15 protein-coding genes are annotated in these 15,109 nt (G+C 59.7%); 9 read left to right on the top strand and 6 right to left on the bottom strand.

All coding sequences use genetic code 11. The annotated features are described in order from the left end of the window. Positions 1-87 precede the first annotated feature (87 nt). The 4 genes from Azoinq_RS05610 to lptM all read right to left on the bottom strand — a co-directional run bounded on the left by Azoinq_RS05610 (position 88) and on the right by lptM (position 3,891). Positions 88-648, bottom strand: a complete 561-nt coding sequence (locus Azoinq_RS05610) for a response regulator transcription factor (RefSeq protein ID WP_216131252.1) — start codon at positions 646-648, stop codon at positions 88-90. Between the two features lie 25 nt (positions 649-673). Continuing rightward, positions 674-2,080: an ATP-binding protein gene (locus Azoinq_RS05605; protein ID WP_232368569.1), complete on the bottom strand. Its 1,407-nt coding sequence runs from the start codon at positions 2,078-2,080 to the stop codon at positions 674-676. Between the two features lie 334 nt (positions 2,081-2,414). After that, complete coding sequence (gene lysA, locus Azoinq_RS05600) at positions 2,415-3,686, bottom strand: diaminopimelate decarboxylase (RefSeq protein WP_216131258.1); 1,272 nt, start codon at positions 3,684-3,686, stop codon at positions 2,415-2,417. A 10-nt stretch (positions 3,687-3,696) separates the two neighbouring features. After that, positions 3,697-3,891, bottom strand: a complete 195-nt coding sequence (gene lptM, locus Azoinq_RS05595) for an LPS translocon maturation chaperone LptM (protein ID WP_216131262.1) — start codon at positions 3,889-3,891, stop codon at positions 3,697-3,699. Positions 3,892-3,928: 37 nt separating this feature from the next. Here lptM and cyaY point away from each other — a divergent pair, with 37 nt between their 5' ends. Then, positions 3,929-4,246 (top strand): iron donor protein CyaY, encoded by a 318-nt coding sequence (cyaY, locus tag Azoinq_RS05590; protein WP_216131265.1) that lies wholly within the window; start codon positions 3,929-3,931, stop codon positions 4,244-4,246. A gap of 54 nt (positions 4,247-4,300) precedes the next feature. On the opposite strand, the gene Azoinq_RS05585 is transcribed toward cyaY, so the two are convergent. After that, the gene (locus Azoinq_RS05585) at positions 4,301-4,657 is read right to left on the bottom strand and encodes a DsrE/DsrF/TusD sulfur relay family protein (protein ID WP_216131268.1); all 357 of its coding nucleotides are present in this window, start codon (positions 4,655-4,657) and stop codon (positions 4,301-4,303) included. Positions 4,658-4,689: 32 nt separating this feature from the next. Continuing rightward, positions 4,690-6,915: a penicillin-binding protein 1A gene (locus tag Azoinq_RS05580; RefSeq protein ID WP_216132185.1), complete on the bottom strand. Its 2,226-nt coding sequence runs from the start codon at positions 6,913-6,915 to the stop codon at positions 4,690-4,692. Positions 6,916-7,180: 265 nt separating this feature from the next. On the opposite strand from Azoinq_RS05580, the gene Azoinq_RS05575 reads away from it, so the two are divergent. The 8 genes from Azoinq_RS05575 (at position 7,181) to Azoinq_RS05540 (ending at position 14,979) form a co-directional block, all read left to right on the top strand. Then, complete coding sequence (locus Azoinq_RS05575; RefSeq protein WP_408627104.1) at positions 7,181-8,209, top strand: pilus assembly protein PilM; 1,029 nt, start codon at positions 7,181-7,183, stop codon at positions 8,207-8,209. Next, positions 8,206-8,817 (top strand): PilN domain-containing protein, encoded by a 612-nt coding sequence (locus Azoinq_RS05570; protein WP_216131274.1) that lies wholly within the window; start codon positions 8,206-8,208, stop codon positions 8,815-8,817. The genes Azoinq_RS05575 and Azoinq_RS05570 overlap by 4 nt, the downstream gene beginning before the upstream one ends. Continuing rightward, positions 8,814-9,506 carry a type IV pilus inner membrane component PilO gene (locus Azoinq_RS05565; protein ID WP_216131277.1) on the top strand — a complete coding sequence of 231 codons (693 nt, stop codon included), beginning with the start codon at positions 8,814-8,816 and terminating at the stop codon, positions 9,504-9,506. The genes Azoinq_RS05570 and Azoinq_RS05565 overlap by 4 nt, the downstream gene beginning before the upstream one ends. Continuing rightward, complete coding sequence (locus Azoinq_RS05560) at positions 9,503-10,027, top strand: pilus assembly protein PilP (RefSeq protein WP_216131280.1); 525 nt, start codon at positions 9,503-9,505, stop codon at positions 10,025-10,027. Before Azoinq_RS05565 ends, Azoinq_RS05560 begins: the two co-directional genes overlap by 4 nt. Further along, positions 10,024-12,159, top strand: a complete 2,136-nt coding sequence (gene pilQ / locus Azoinq_RS05555) for a type IV pilus secretin family protein (RefSeq protein WP_216131283.1) — start codon at positions 10,024-10,026, stop codon at positions 12,157-12,159. The genes Azoinq_RS05560 and pilQ overlap by 4 nt, the downstream gene beginning before the upstream one ends. Positions 12,160-12,262: 103 nt before the next feature. Beyond that, the gene (locus tag Azoinq_RS05550; RefSeq protein WP_408627113.1) at positions 12,263-12,751 is read left to right on the top strand and encodes a shikimate kinase; all 489 of its coding nucleotides are present in this window, start codon (positions 12,263-12,265) and stop codon (positions 12,749-12,751) included. Then, a complete protein-coding gene (aroB, locus tag Azoinq_RS05545) occupies positions 12,748-13,842 on the top strand; it encodes a 3-dehydroquinate synthase (protein ID WP_216131289.1) in 1,095 nt (364 codons plus the stop codon). Before Azoinq_RS05550 ends, aroB begins: the two co-directional genes overlap by 4 nt. A 9-nt stretch (positions 13,843-13,851) precedes the next feature. Further along, a complete protein-coding gene (locus tag Azoinq_RS05540; protein WP_216131292.1) occupies positions 13,852-14,979 on the top strand; it encodes a deoxyguanosinetriphosphate triphosphohydrolase in 1,128 nt (375 codons plus the stop codon). The last annotated feature ends 130 nt before the right edge of the window (positions 14,980-15,109 follow it).

The raw sequence follows: 15,109 nt of genomic DNA, 5'->3' as shown, positions 1-15,109 counted from the left end.
CCTGGCCCGAGGCCCAGGGAAAGGGGCGAGGGGCGGAGATGGGGCAGGGGAGGGGGGGCTGGCCGGGTCGGGGCTAGGCCTTGGGGCCTATTCGTGCACCGGTTTTTTCGCCAGTTTGCGTTGCAGGGTGCGCCGGTGCATTTTCAGGGCCCGGGCGGTGGCGGAAATGTTGCCGCCGTTTTCTGCCAGCACCTTCTGGATGTGTTCCCACTCCAGGCGCTCCACGGGCAGGGGATTTTCCGCCACCGGGGTGCTGGCGTCCCCTTCCGTGCGGTGCAGGGCGGCGACGATTTCGTCCGCATCGGCGGGTTTGGCCAGATAGTGGGTGGCCCCCAGCTTGATGGCTTCCACGGCGGTGGCGATGCTGGCGTAGCCGGTCAGCATGACGATGCGGGTGCCCGCATCCAGGGCGGCGAGGCGCTCGATCAGATGCAGGCCGGAGTCGTTGCCCATTTTCAGGTCGATGACCGCATATTCCGGGGGATTGGCTTCCGCCAGAGCCAGGGCTTCCGCCTCGCTGGCGGCGGCCTGTACCCCATAGCCCCGGCGTTCCAGGGCCCGGGTGAGGACGCGGCGGAACACCTCGTCGTCATCGGCCAGCAGCAGGCTGGGACGGTCGTTGTCAGGGTCAGAGAGTGGCGCAGTCATGGGATTTAGGGCTTGGTGGATGAGATCAGGGGTGGAGGGCGGCATGGTGGGAGGTGGCCCCTGGGGCCGGCAGGGCTCCCTGGCCGGGCAGGAGGGCGGCCAGGGGCAGGGTGATACGGGTGCAGGTGCCCGGGCCGTCTTGGCGGGGCAGCAATTCCACCCGTCCCCCCAGGTTTTCGATGCTGGCGTTGGTGAGAAAAAAGCCGATGCCCATGCCCCCCGCCCCTTCCCCATCCGGATGCTTGGTGGAGACGAAGGGACGGCCGAGTTTTTCTGCTACCGCCGGGGAAATGCCCGGGCCCCGGTCCAGGATACGAATCTGCCAGGCCGGGGTCTCCGTTCCCTGGGCCGGCCCCCATTGCAGGCTGACCCCCTGGGGCGAGGCATCGGCCGCGTTGTCTAGCAGGTTGGTGAGGGCGTATTCCAGGGTGCGGTCCGGGCAGACCTGGGGCGCCGGGCCCGAGGGGGTTTCCCAAACCACGGGAATTTGGGGGCGGAGGAGCTGCCAGTCCGCCACGGTCTGGGCCAGCCAGCGATCCAGGGGTTGGGGCTCCGGAGCGGCGGCGGAGAGGCGGGAGGCCCCCGCATTGGCCAGGAGATTGGAGAGAATGTCCTTGCACTGCCCCACCTGCTGTTTCAGCAGACCCAGGTCTTCTGCCAGTTCGGGCTGGGTTGGCCCGTGGGCCAGTTCCATTTCCCGGAGTACCACGGCCATGGTGGAAAGGGGGGTGCCCAGCTTGTGGGCGGCACTGGCGGCCAGGGTGCCCAGGGAAAGGATCTGTTCGTGGCGCAGCACCTGTTCCCGGATTTTCGCCAGCTCCTGGTCCCGCTGGCGCAGGTTGGCCGCCAGCTTGGAAAGAAAATAGGCCACGATGAGGGCGCTTACCAGGAAGTTGAACCACATGCCCAGGACGTGGAGGGCGAAGCCGCCGCTGTGCCCGGCGTGTTCCGCCGGCATGCCGCTGGCCCGGGCCAGGAGGGCGTCCAGACGCTGGAATTCGCCCTGGGGAGCGGGCAGGGGCAGATTGAAAAAGAGGAGGAAGGTGTAGGCCCCTAGGGTTACCGCCGCCATGGCCCAGGTGAGGCGGGAGGGCAGGGCCGCCGCCGCGATGGTGAGGGGGATGAGGTAGAGGGAGACGAAGGGATTGGCCGAGCCCCCGGCGAAATAAAGGAGCAGGGTAAGAACTCCCACATCCAGGCACAGCTCCAGGAAGAACCAGCGAGGAGAGACGCCGGCGCTGCGGCGCAGCTGCCAGTCGGTGCGGAGGTTGGCCAGGGCCAGGGCGAGAATGGCGCCCACCATCACCGGCACGGGCAGGGGGTAGCGCATCCAGCCCACGGCCAGGATCAGGACCAGGGACTGGGCGACGACCTCCACCCGGCGCAGGGCGGCGAGACGTTGCAGGGAGGCGGTGAGATCGAGTGGGGGCATCCGCCCCATTTTATGTCCTGGACGGACGGAGGGGGAGAGGCGCCGCTGCGGCTATTTGTCGCAGCGGCGGCGGGGACGGAGGGACCCCCAGGAAAAACAGGGGCGACTTTGTGGGCTAGGGGCTAACCCAGAGTGTGCTGGCTGGTAGCAAAGCTTCAGCACACAAGGGGGAAAAAGAATCCTCCCAGGAAACTCCGCAGCAAAAGTCTCCTGGGAGGGGATATTCCAGAAAGCCCCCGCCGTTTCGCGCCCCTTCAACGGAAAAAGGGGCGCTTACCTGATGGTGCGCCCCTTCCTGGGAGGTAACCCGGCTGGCGCCGGGGGCTTGCCGGGCTTATTCCCGGGGCAGGGGGATTTCGCTGGCGTAGAGGTCTTCCACCTTTTCCCGGTGGCGGACCAGGTGCACCCGTTCCCCTTCCACCATAACCTCGGCGGCCCGGGGGCGGGAATTGTAGTTGGAGCTCATGGAAGAGCCGTAGGCCCCGGCGGAAAGGATGGCCAGCAGGTCGCCGCCCCCTACGGACAGTTCCCGTTCCCGGCCGAGGAAATCCCCGGATTCGCAGATGGGCCCCACCACGTCATAAACTTCCGGGGCTTCTCCCCGGGGCTTGACGGCCTGGATGTCGTGGTAGGCCTCGTAGAGGGCCGGGCGCATCAGGTCGTTCATGGCCCCGTCCACAATGGCGAAGTTCTTTTCTTCCCCGGTCTTCACGTATTCCACCCGGGTCAGGAGCAGCCCGGCGTTGCCCACCAGGCGCCGTCCCGGCTCCAGGATGACCCGCAGGCCCCGTCCTTCCAGCTTTTGCAGCAGGGGGGTGAGGTAGTCCAGCACCCGGGGGGCTTCCCCTTCCCCCGCTTCTCCGTAACGGATGCCCAGGCCACCGCCCAGGTCGATATGGTGCAGGGTAATGCCGGAGGCGGCCAGCTGATCCACCAGGGCCAGCACCTTGTCCAGGGCTTCCGCAAAGGGGCTGGGGTCCAGGAGCTGGGAGCCGATGTGGCAGTCGATGCCGGTAACGTTCAGGCCGGGCAGGGCGGCGGCCTGACGGTAGAGGGCCAGGGCGTCCTCATAGGCCACGCCGAACTTGTTCTGGCGCAGACCGGTGGAAATATAGGGGTGGGTGTGGGCATCCACATTGGGATTGACCCGCAGGCTTACCGGGGCCCGCTTGCCCAGGCGCAGGGCTACCCCGTTGAGCCGTTCCAGCTCGGGAGCGGATTCCACGTTGAAGCAGAAAATACCGGCGTTCAAGGCCTGGGCCATTTCCCCTTCGGTCTTGCCCACGCCGGAGAACACCACCTTGCCCGCATCCGCCCCGGCGGCCAAGACCCGGCGCAACTCGCCGCCGGAGACGATGTCAAACCCCGCACCCAGACGGGCGAAGAGGGACAGCACTCCCAGGTTGGAATTGGCCTTGACCGCAAAGCACACTAGGCCGTCCCGGCCCGCCGGATGGGCGGCCAGGGCTTCCTGGAATTCCCGGTAGGAGGCCGTCAGGGCGGCCCGGGAATAGACGTAACAGGGAGTGCCGAATTCTTCGGCGATGCGGGAAAGGGGCACGTCTTCCGCGTGCAGCTCACCCGCCCGATAGGCGAAGGGAGTCATGGTGGTCGATTCAGGGGTTGTAGTCGTCGTCCGTGCTAACATGGGACGGCAGTGGGGTGCTGGGGCTGGTCGGCGCTGGCGTAGCGCCGGGGCGGGGCGGCAGTACCAGGGGACCCCGGGTACCGCAACCGGCCAGGGCGACGACGGCGGAAATTCCCAGCAGGGAGAGCAGACGGCGCATGGTGGGTTCGCGGAGGCGATTCACGGTTGCAAAACGCGCATGGTAGCACAAGGATTTCAGCATGAATGAGAGCGAGTTTAACGCCCTGGCGGAGGCGACTCTGGAGCGAATCCAGGACGGCCTGGAAAATTCCGGGGCGGAGTTGGATTATGAATTGGGGGCCGGCGGCGTTCTAGAGGTGGAATTCGAGGACGGCTCCAAGATGATTATTAACCGCCATGCCATTGCCCAGGAGATTTGGGTGGCGGCCCGCTCCGGGGGCTTCCACTTCCGGCGGGACGGGGAGCGCTGGCTGGATACCCGGGATGGGGAGGAGTTGTTCGCCAAACTCTCCCGCCTGGTTTCCGAGCAGGCCGGGAGTCCGGTGGCGCTGCAATAAAAAAGGGAGGCTTGATCCTCCCTTTTTTTGTGACGTTCTTGGCGCTAGGGCGCTTCAGAAGGTAATGACCTTGTCCGCCTCCAGAGTCCATTGGGCCAGTTCGGGCAGGGTGCCGATTTCCACCCCGGCGATCAGGGGTAGTTCGTGGATTCCCCTGGCTTGGGCGCAGGTACGACAGAGTTTGATGGGGACCCGGGCTGCCGTCAGGCCTTCCACCATTTCCCGCAGCCCGCCTCCGGCGGAAGCAGGCACCTGGGTTGCCAGGCCGGTGACCACGGCGTCGGACATGAGGAACAGCTTGACCGCCGGGGCAGGCTCCTGACCGGTGAGGGCCGTGGCCAGACGCAGGGCGGAGAGCATCCGTTCGCTGCCGTAGGGAGCGCCGTGGGCGATGATAAGTACTTTCTGCATGAGCCTTCCTTTCTGATGGGGCGGCGCCCGGCCTAGTCCGTAGGCTTGGCGCTGTCGTCCGTGGCATCGGTGGGGGAGTCGCCAGGGGCGCCTCCGCCGTTGCCGTCCTTGTCATCCGAGTTGCTACTGCTGCCGCTGCTCATACCTTCCGGCACGGGCATATAGGCTTCGGGGACGTTTTTCAGGGCCTGCTGCATATAGCCGATCCAGATGGGCAGGGCGGCGGTGCCGCCGGTTTCCCCGCCTCCCAGCTTACGGGGCTGATCGAAGCCGATCCAGGCGCAACCCACCACGGTTTTCTGGTAGCCGCAGAACCAGGCATCCACGTATTCGTTGGTGGTCCCAGTTTTGCCCGCCAGATCGTGGCGTTTCAATGTGGCAGAAGCCCTGGCCCCCGTCCCATAGGTGGCTACGTCCCGCAGCATGGAATCCATCAGATAGGCGTTGCGGGCGTCGATGGCCCGATGCTCCTCATCCCCGGCCTGGATGGGCTGGGCCTGGGCGAGCACCTTGCCCGATTCATCCACAATGTTCTTCACCACATAGGGCTGCAGCTTGTAGCCGCCACTGGCGAACACCGTGTAGGCGGTAACCATCTGCCAGGGGGTGACGGAGCCGGCCCCCAGGGCCATGGTCAGGTAGGGGGGGTGGCGGGCGGCGTCAAAGCCGAAGTGGGTGATGTAGTCCTGGGCGTACTGGGTGCCGATGGCCTGGAGCAGCCGAATGGAGACCATGTTCTTGGACTTGGCCAGGGCCCGGCGCAGGCTCATGGGGCCTTCGTACTTGTTGTCGTAGTTATGGGGCGACCAGGGGGTGCTGCCGGTGGACGCCGAGGGAATGGTGATGGGGGCGTCATCCACTACGGAATCAGGGGTGAAGCCCTTTTCCATGGCCGCCGAGTAGATGAAGGGCTTGAAGCTGGAGCCGGGCTGACGCCAGGCCTGGGTGATGTGGTTGAACTTGTTTCGGTTGTAGTCAAACCCGCCCACCAGGGCCCGGATAGCGCCGTCCTTGGGATCCACGGAAACGAAGGCGGATTCCACTTCCGGCAATTGGGAAATCTGGAAATTGCCCTTGTCGTCCTGGATCAGCCGGATGATGGCGCCCCGGCGCAGCCGCTTGTTGGCGGGGGCCTTGTCGTCCAGCATCTTGGCGGCAAATTTTATGGCATCTCCGGAGAGGGTGATGATTTCCCCGTTGCGCCGGTAGACCCGCACCGCCTTGGGCCCGGCCTGGAGCACCAGGGCCGCCTGGAGATTGTCCGCGTCGTTGTAGTCCTGGAGCAGGTCTTCCAGTTCATCGTCCTGGTCCGAACTGACGTCGCTCATGTCCACATAGGCTTCCGCCCCCCGGTAGCCATGGCGCCGGTCGTAGTCCATGACCCCCTTACGCACCGAAGTGTAGGCCGCTTCCTGGTCGTCCTTGAGGATGGTGGTGTACACCTTCAGGCCCCGGGTATAGACGTCGTTGGGGAAGCGGGCGGCGGCGATCTGCCGGGCCATTTCCGCCACGTAGTCCGCATGGACGGCAAAGGTGTTGGCATCGTGCTTGACCACCAGGGGCTGCTTCAGGGCCTCCCCATATTGTTTGTCGTCGATGAAGTGAAGTTCATGCATGCGGCGCAGCACATATTCCTGGCGCAGCCGGGCCCGCTTGGGATTGATCACCGGGTTGTAGGAAGAAGGGGCTTTGGGTAGCCCGGCCAGCATGGCCGCTTCCGCCACGGTCAATTCCTGGAGGGGTTTGCCGAAATAAATCTGGGCGGCGGAGCCGAAGCCGTAGGCCCGTTGACCCAGGTAAATCTGGTTGATGTAGAGCTGAAGAATCTGATCCTTGCTCAGGTTGTGCTCAATCTTCAGGGATAGGAGCACTTCATAGAGCTTGCGGGAAAGGGTCTTTTCACTGGAGAGGAAGAAGTTCCGGGCCACCTGCATGGTGATGGTGGAAGCCCCCTGACGCTTGCCGCCACTGATCAGGTTGGCGCCCGCCGCCCGCAGCACTCCCATGGTGTCCACTCCGCCGTGCTGGTAGAAGCGTTCATCTTCTGCCGCCAGGATGGCTTCTTTCATGATGGGGGGCACATCCTGAATGCGTACCACGGCGCGGCGTTCTTCGCCGAATTCGCCGATCAGGTAGCCGTCGGCGGTATAGACCCGGAGGGGTTCCTTGGGCCGGTAATCGGTAAGCACGTCCAGGGACGGCAGGTTGGGATAGGCAAAGACGGCAATCAGACCGATAACGGCGATGCCGAAAACCATTAGGCCGAGAAGGCCCAGGAAAGGATAGAGTATCCAGCGGGTGTTATTAGACAAGACGGCAGCCCCAGGGGGAAGGATGGCGCATTATAAGCTGGCGTAGGGGCGCCGGTAGAATCGCTTTACAGGTCTTATGGTTGTTGCTAGCATCTAAAGTGAATTATACGTATATTCCCTAACTATAAATTTTTTCAGGGATTTTTGCGGGGGGCTTGTTTTGCAGCTCGACCTTTCTATTTTCAATCCCAAGTCCAAGCCGTTAATCGGTGTGGATATCAGCTCCTCCGCAGTCAAGATGGTGGAGCTGTCGGGAAATGGGAAAGATGGGTATCGCGTAGAGCGCTACACCATCGAAGTGCTGTCCAAAGACGTGGTCGCGGACGGCAATATCATCAATTTGGAAGAAGCCTCCGAGTCGGTGCGGCGCGCCTGGAAACGCATGGCCACCACCACCCGCAACGTGGCCCTGGCTTTGCCTGCCGCATCCGTCATCACCAAGAAAATCATTCTCCCTTCCGGCCAGCGGGAGGAGGAAATGGAGGTGATGGTTGAGTCCGAGGCCAACCAATACATCCCTTTCCCTCTGGAAGAAGTGAATCTGGACTTCCAGGTCGTTGGGGCCGCCCCTTCCTCCCCGGATGAGGTGGAGGTGCTGATTGCCGCTTCCCGTAAGGAAAAGGTGGAAGACCGGGTGGCGGTGGCCGAGGCGGCAGGACTCAAGCCTCTGGTTATGGATGTGGAAAATTTTGCCACCCTGGCCGCTTTTGATTTGGTGCTCAGCCAGCTGCCAGATCAGGGCAAAGATCAGGTGATTGCCCTGATCGACGTGGGGGCGAACGCCACCAATCTCACGGTGCTGCGCAATGGGCTGCAGGTTTATACCAAGGAGCAGGCCTTCGGGGGGAGTCAGCTGACCCAGGAAGCCGCCCGGCAATATGGCATGAGCTACGAGGAGGCGGAGGCCGCCAAGCGGGCCAATTCCTTGCCGGACAATTTTGAATCGGAACTGCTCCGGCCCTTTGTGGAAAACCTGGCCCTTGAGGTCTCCCGTTCCTTGCAATTCTTCTTTACCTCGACCCAGTTCAATCAGGTAGATCACATTGTCCTGGCGGGTGGGTGTGCGGTGATTCCGGGGGTTGACGAGGTCGTGGCCACAAAGACTCAGGTGAATACCATCGTGGCCAATCCTTTTGCCGGAATGGCGGTTTCGGACCGGGTGCGGGCGAGAAGCCTGGTGGCGGATGCCTCCTCCTTGATGGTGGCCTGCGGTTTGGCGCTGCGGAGGTTCGACGCATGATTCGTATCAACCTGCTCCCCTACCGGGAAGAGCAACGCAAAGCTAGGCGCCAGCAGTTCTACACCATGGCCGGGGGGGTCGCTATCCTGGCTGCCCTGCTGGTCGTTCTGGTGTATTCGGCTATCGGTGAATACATCGGTGCTCAGGACAGCAAAAACCAGTTCCTGAAAAAGGAGATCAGCGGCCTGGATAAGCAGATTGCCCAAATCAAGGAACTGAAGAATCAGACCCAAGCACTGTTAGCGCGGAAAAATATTATCGAGTCTTTGCAGCAGGATCGCTCCGATTCTGTGCGTCTCTTAAGCGAACTGGTGAAGCTGACGCCCGATGGGGTTTATCTGAAATCCATGAAACAGGACGGGCAGCAGGTCAGCCTGGATGGCTTTACCCAGTCCAATGCCAAGGTGTCCGTGTTCATGCGCAACCTGGAGGCTTCTCCGTGGCTGGAGAAGCCTAATCTCATCGAAATCAAGGCGGTGGACGTCAATAAGAAGCGCTTGAATGAGTTTTCTATGACGGTGACGGTGACCAGAACCGTCGGGGGTGAAGGAAAAGAAGGTGGAGTTTCTCCTATTCCCCCGGCTCCGCCCAAGGGGGCTAAACCATGAAAATGGGGCGTTTATCACTTAAAGATCTGGATTTTCAGACCATTGCCAATGAGTTCAGGGGGCTGAATCCCAATGACATTGGTGCTTGGCCGCTCTATCCCCGTATGGCCTTGCTGGTGGCCATTTTCCTTTTTGTGCTGGCTGGCGGATGGTGGTTCTTCTGGAGTGACCAGTTAAGCGAGCTGAGCACCAAGCAGCAGGAAGAGCAGCAGCTGCGGGATGAGTATCTGAATAAAAAGCGTCAAGCCATCAATCTGGATTTGTACACCGAACAGCTTAATGAAATAGACCGGTCCTTTGGCAACCTGCTGAAGCAGCTGCCCAATAAATCGGAAGTGGATGCCCTCCTGAGCGAAATCAATCAGGCCGGTATCGGTCGGGGCCTGACCTTTGATCTATTCCGTCCCGGACAGGAAGCCTTGAAGGACTTCTATGCGGAGCTTCCGGTCGCTATCCGGCTCACCGGGAATTACCATGATTTCGGTGCATTTGCAGAAGATGTGGGGAAACTCTCCCGTATCGTTACCCTGAACAACATCAGTATTGTCGCACCAGATGGTAAAACCGGTGCCAAAGGCGGCGGACCGTTGGTGATGGAGGCAACAGCCAAGACTTTCCGCTACCTGGACGAAGAAGAAGTTGCCGAACAGAAAAAAGCGGCAAAAGCGGCGGGGGGCAAGAAAAAATGATGCGTTTATTTGGCCTCTGTTTCTTGGTGCTGCTTGGCTTAAATGCTTGTGGTGGCGGTAACCATGACGATATAAAAGAATGGATGCGTAGTTCGGAACAAAATCTTCGGGGAAAAATTCCCCCGTTGCCCCAAGTCAATCCCTATGTGCCTATTGCTTATGATGCGGCAGGGATGACCGATCCGTTTAATGACATAAAACTGGAAAAGGGCCGGGAATTAGGTGGGGGCGGCATGCGTCCTGATTTCAATCGGCCAAAGGAGCCATTGGAAGCCTATCCCCTGGATTCTCTCCAATATGTGGGTTTTTTACATCGCGGCAAAGTGCCCTATGCCATGGTGTTGGCAAACGGTGCTCTGTTCCAGGTAAAAGTGGGTAATTACTTGGGCCAAGACTTCGGTATTGTGACATCCATTTCTGAGACGGAAATAAAGCTTCGTGAATTGGTCCAGGACACCTCCGGGGACTGGAGCGAACGTGTAAGCTCTTTGCAGCTGCAGGATAAGGAGACGGGTAAATGACGGGTATTAATAAAATCCTGCGCTGGGTCGTGGGGGCGGTGTTAACCCTGGGGGTCGTCCTGGGTGCGGTGGCGGATGATAACCTCCCCAATACCCTGGAAAGCGTCAATCTGGCAACGACCGGGGATACGGTAACCCTGCGGTTGAATTTCAAGGAAGCGATTGCAACGCCGCCCAACAGCTTTAGCGTAGCCAATCCGGCCCGTATTGCCCTGGATTTCGTGGGGGTGGCCAACGGCCTGGGTAAGCCTGCCCAGCAAATGTCTTCCGGATTGCTGAAAAGTGTTAACGCGGTCCAGGTGGGTAACCGGACCCGGGTGGTCCTCAATCTTTCCCAGAATGCCAGCTACGATACCCGTGTCGAGGGGAATGCCGTCGTTGTGGCCTTGAAAGTTGTACAAGCGGCTATTAATTATGCTGAGGCCCCTGCCCATTTCGCTCCTACCGTATATGCGAAAACTACCCACTCCATTAAAGACATTAGTTTCCGTCGGGGTAAAAGTGGGGAAGGCCGGATATTGGTGGACCTGAGCGATCCGTCCGTTGGTGTGGATGTGCGTCGTCAAGGGCGTGATTTGGTGGCCGATTTCCAAGGCGTGACCTTGCCGGGCGATTTGCTCAAACGCTTTGATGTCACGGATTTTGGAACGCCGGTAAATTCTTTCCTGGTTTCCCGGGAAAAAGGGAATGTGCATCTTGTGGTGAAAGCGGGGGGTGACTGGGAGCACCAAGCTTATCAAGCGGATAATCAATTCATTATCGAACTGCATAAAGCGGTGCAAGACCCTAATAAATTAACCAAGGGAAATAGTGCGGCGGAGTATTCCGGAGATAAGATTTCTTTGAATATTCAGAATACCCCCATTAAACAATTGCTGCAGACATTGGGTGAAGAGTTTGGCTATAACGTAGTTATGTCCGACTCGGTGCAGGGCTCTATCAGCTTGCGCTTGCAAGATGTTCCCTGGGATCAAGCGTTTGATCTGATTCTGGAGAAGGGGGGCTTGGACAAGCGGAAGCGTGGTAACGTGTTGCTCGTGGCGCCTAAGGACGAGCTGATGAAAAAAGAAGAAATGGAAATGCAGGCGCTTCAGCAGATCAGCGACGTTGAGCCTTTGCGCACAGAAACTTTCCAGCTCAATTATCAAAAGGCGGAAGCTTTCCAAAAGATTCTGACTGACGACAAACAGCGGATTCTTTCAAAACGAGGTAGCGCAGTTATTGACGAGCGTACCAATACCTTATTTATCCAAGATACGCCTGCGCGGTTAGAAGAATTGCGGAAAATAATTGCTAAGGTAGATGTGCCGGTGCGACAGGTATTGATTGAGGCTAGAATAGTTATCGCTAGCGATGATTTCGCTAAAAATTTGGGGGCTCGTCTGGGGGTTACTGATGCAGGGCAAAAAGCAACACGATCTAATCGTATTCAATCTAGCATTGGTACGATAAACAGTAATGCGTATTTGACTGGTCAGTTATCTGATAAACCTTCTTTTTTGACTAGTGGGGTCTCTACAAACGACAGCGCTACAAGCGTTAATTTGCCTGCGTCGTCGATTAATGGAACTGAGGCCGGAGCGTTCTCTTTGACTTTATTTAATCCGTCGGCAACTAAATTCCTGAATTTGGAAATTTCTGCTCTGGAGCAAGATGGGAAAGGGAAAGTGGTTTCCAGTCCCCGGGTAATGACGTCTGATCAAGCTGAAGCGGTAATCGAGCAAGGTACGGAAATTCCTTATCAGCAGGCTACTAGTTCCGGTGCTACGGCTGTGCAATTTAAAAAAGCTAATTTGTCTTTGAAGGTGCGTCCTCAGATCACGCCGGATGGCCGGGTTATCATGGCATTGGATATCAATAAGGATGAACCAGATACCACAAGTGTGGCTGGTGCGGTAGCGATTAAGACAAAGCATATTAAGACCGATATTCTGGTGGATAATGGCGGTACCGTGGTTATCGGCGGTATTTATGAAGAATCCGATACTAAGACGGTTAGCCGCATTCCTTTCCTCGGGGATTTGCCTTATGTTGGCTTTCTGTTCCGCAATACCAAGACGGATTACAGCAAGACAGAGTTGATGGTCTTTATTACGCCGAAAATCGTATCGGATAATCTGGCCTTGCGCTGATCCCCCCCCTTCACCTCCTAAAAAGGCCGGCTTCTGCCGGCCTTTTTGCTGCTAGAATTCCGCCGTGAAAGCGAATCGACACAATATTTTTCTGGTAGGCCTCATGGGGGCCGGGAAGACGACGGTGGGGCGGCTCTTGGCCAAGCGGCTGGGGCTGACATTCGTGGATGTGGACCAGGAAATCGAAGCCCGTACGGGAGTGCCCATTCCGGTGATTTTTGAAATCGAGGGAGAAGGGGGCTTCCGGCGTCGGGAAGAGCTGGTAGTGGCGGATTTGGCCCGGTGCACGGGGCTGGTGATGGCGACGGGCGGTGGTGTGGTGATGAGCCCGGAGAACCGAGCCTGTTTGCAGCGCAACGGCTGGGTGGTCTATCTAAGTGCGCCCCCCCATCTGCTGTTTGAACGGACTAAAAATGACCGCAACCGGCCCCTGCTTCAGGTGCAAGACCCGTTGCAGAAGCTTCGGGATCTCCTCGCCCTGCGAGATCCCCTGTACCGGGAAGTGGCGGATTTTGTGGTGGATGGGGCCAAGCATTCGGCAGCAGGTACGGTTAATCTGCTGACCAAGGAATTTACGAGACGATTCCCATGAATCCTACGGTATTGAACGTGGCGTTGGGGCAACGCTCCTATCCGATCTGGATCGGTTGTGGCTTGCTGGACCAGTCGGACTGGTTGGATCCCTATGTGCCGGGCCGCCGGGTGGCGGCGGTTTCCAATGAAACCGTGGCGCCCCTTTACCTGGCTCGGCTTACCGCCTTGCTGGAGGGGGCGGGTAAGAAGGTGATCCCCGTCGTGCTGCCAGACGGGGAACAATTCAAAAACTGGGAAACCCTCAATCAAATTTTTGACGGTCTGCTCGGCCACAACTGCGAGCGTTCTACCCCGATTCTGGCCCTGGGGGGCGGGGTGGTGGGGGACATGACCGGCTTTGCCGCTGCCTGCTACCAACGGGGGGCGCCGTTCATTCAGGTGCCCACCACCTTGCTGGCCCAGGTGGATTCCTCCGTGGGGGGGAAGACCGCCATCAACCACCCCTTGGGCAAGAATATGATCGGGGCTTTCCACCAGCCCAAGCTGGTACTGGCCGACCTGGATACCCTGGATACCCTGCCGGACCAAGAACTGCGGGCCGGACTGGCGGAAGTGATCAAATATGGCCTGATCCGGGACCTGCCTTTCCTCGCTTGGCTGGAAGCCCATATGGCGGGCTTGCTGGCCCGGGACAAATCCCTGCTGGCCGAGGCCGTGCGCCGTTCCTGTGAAAACAAGGCGGAAGTGGTGGCTCGGGACGAACGGGAAGGGGGGGAGCGGGCCCTGCTTAACCTGGGGCACACCTTCGGCCACGCTATCGAGGCGGGTATGGGGTACGGGGTCTGGCTCCACGGAGAGGCGGTGGCGGCGGGTACCATGATGGCCGTGGATTTGTCCTACCAGCTGGGCTGGCTGTCCCAGGCTGACGTGGCTCGTGTGGAGGCTCTGTTGACCCAGGCCGGGCTGCCCGTGCGGGGGCCTGCCGCCATGACGGCGGACCAGTACCTGCCCCTCATGCGCCACGACAAAAAAGTGCAGGATGGTCACCTGCGCCTAGTGTTGCTCCAGGGCTTAGGTCATGGGGTGGTGAGCGATCAGGCGACGCCGGAGCAGATTCTCGCCGCCATCCGCAGCCGCTCGGACCATTAGGGGCGAGTCATGAATCTACGTCCCTGCGCCGTGTCCGAAGCAACGAGTGGGGGGCGTCAATGGCCCGAGCCGGCCCCGTCCTATCGCAGTGAATTCCAGCGGGACCGGGATCGGATTGTCCATTCCACCGCTTTTCGCCGTCTGGAATACAAGACCCAGGTCTTTGTGAACCATGAGGGGGATCTGTTTCGCACCCGCCTTACCCACAGCCTGGAGGTGGCCCAAATCGCCCGGGGCATTGCCCGGGCCCTGGACCTCAATGAGGATTTGGTGGAAGCCATTTCCCTGGCCCACGACCTGGGTCACACCCCCTTCGGCCACGCGGGCCAGGAAGCCCTGAATGACTGTATGGCCCGTTGGGGCGGCTTCGAGCACAACCTCCAGTCCCTGCGCATTGTGGATTTGCTGGAAGACCGCTATGCGGAATTTTCTGGCCTGAATCTGTGTTTCGAAACCCGGGAAGGCATTATCAAGCACTGTTCCCAGGAAAACGCCCGTCAGTTGGGGGAAGTGGGGCGCCGTTTTCTGGAAGGGGGCAGTCCGTCCCTGGAAGCCCAAGTGTGCAATCTGGCGGATGAAATTGCCTACAACAACCATGATGTAGATGACGGCCTGCGTTCTGGGCTGATCACGGTGGAGCAGCTGGAAGGGGTCGGTCTTTTTTCTGACTTCTTCCGGGAAGTGCGGGCCAGGTACCCCGATCTGGCTGTCCGCCGCTGTCTCCATGAAACCACCCGGCGCATGATTAATGCCCTGGTGACCGATCTGGTGGAAACCACCCGGCGCAATCTGGATCAGCTGGGGGCAACCAGTCCGGCGGAGGTGCGCCAGGCGCCGCCCATGGTGGGCTTTGGTGCCGCCATGGCAGCTTCCCAGCAGGCGATGAAGCAGTTCCTGCGGCGCAACCTGTATCAGCACTACCAGGTGCTGCGCATGACCACCAAGGCCAAGGGCATTATCCGGGACCTGTTCCGGGTATTTCTGGATGACGTCCGTCTGCTGCCGCCCCAGTATCAGCAAATGGCCAAAGAGGATGGGCCCCGGGCGGTAGCGGATTATGTGGCGGGGATGACGGACCGCTATGCCATGCGGGAGCATCAACGGATTTTTGCGGTGGTGAGCGGTGAAAGCGCTTAAGAAAGAGGGGCTTGATGGGGCGTGGCGTTCGCGCTATAGTCCGCAGTTGCCCTTTAAATTTGTAACGATAAAAGCCGGTGTCCACGCACCGGCTTTTTTGCCGCCCCCGTGTCCATGCGGTCGGCATTTT

The sequence above is a fragment of the Azospira inquinata genome (assembly GCF_018905915.1).
Classification (GTDB): domain Bacteria; phylum Pseudomonadota; class Gammaproteobacteria; order Burkholderiales; family Rhodocyclaceae; genus Azospira; species Azospira inquinata.
The sequence above is the reverse complement of the archived record's forward strand: the minus strand, read 5'-3'. Positions and strand labels throughout refer to the sequence as shown.

What these genes read in the sequence shown, in the direction of transcription:
- Azoinq_RS05610 (WP_216131252.1), bottom strand. Translation starts at nt 648, where the DNA reads ATGACTGCGCCACTCTCTGACCCTGACAACGACCGTCCCAGCCTGCTG.
- Azoinq_RS05605 (WP_232368569.1), bottom strand. Translation starts at nt 2,080, where the DNA reads ATGCCCCCACTCGATCTCACCGCCTCCCTGCAACGTCTCGCCGCCCTG.
- lysA (WP_216131258.1), bottom strand. Translation starts at nt 3,686, where the DNA reads ATGACTCCCTTCGCCTATCGGGCGGGTGAGCTGCACGCGGAAGACGTG.
- cyaY (WP_216131265.1), top strand. Translation starts at nt 3,929, where the DNA reads ATGAATGAGAGCGAGTTTAACGCCCTGGCGGAGGCGACTCTGGAGCGA.
- Azoinq_RS05585 (WP_216131268.1), bottom strand. Translation starts at nt 4,657, where the DNA reads ATGCAGAAAGTACTTATCATCGCCCACGGCGCTCCCTACGGCAGCGAA.
- Azoinq_RS05580 (WP_216132185.1), bottom strand. Translation starts at nt 6,915, where the DNA reads ATGGTTTTCGGCATCGCCGTTATCGGTCTGATTGCCGTCTTTGCCTAT.
- Azoinq_RS05570 (WP_216131274.1), top strand. Translation starts at nt 8,206, where the DNA reads ATGATTCGTATCAACCTGCTCCCCTACCGGGAAGAGCAACGCAAAGCT.
- Azoinq_RS05565 (WP_216131277.1), top strand. Translation starts at nt 8,814, where the DNA reads ATGAAAATGGGGCGTTTATCACTTAAAGATCTGGATTTTCAGACCATT.
- Azoinq_RS05560 (WP_216131280.1), top strand. Translation starts at nt 9,503, where the DNA reads ATGATGCGTTTATTTGGCCTCTGTTTCTTGGTGCTGCTTGGCTTAAAT.
- pilQ (WP_216131283.1), top strand. Translation starts at nt 10,024, where the DNA reads ATGACGGGTATTAATAAAATCCTGCGCTGGGTCGTGGGGGCGGTGTTA.
- Azoinq_RS05550 (WP_408627113.1), top strand. Translation starts at nt 12,263, where the DNA reads ATGGGGGCCGGGAAGACGACGGTGGGGCGGCTCTTGGCCAAGCGGCTG.
- aroB (WP_216131289.1), top strand. Translation starts at nt 12,748, where the DNA reads ATGAATCCTACGGTATTGAACGTGGCGTTGGGGCAACGCTCCTATCCG.
- Azoinq_RS05540 (WP_216131292.1), top strand. Translation starts at nt 13,852, where the DNA reads ATGAATCTACGTCCCTGCGCCGTGTCCGAAGCAACGAGTGGGGGGCGT.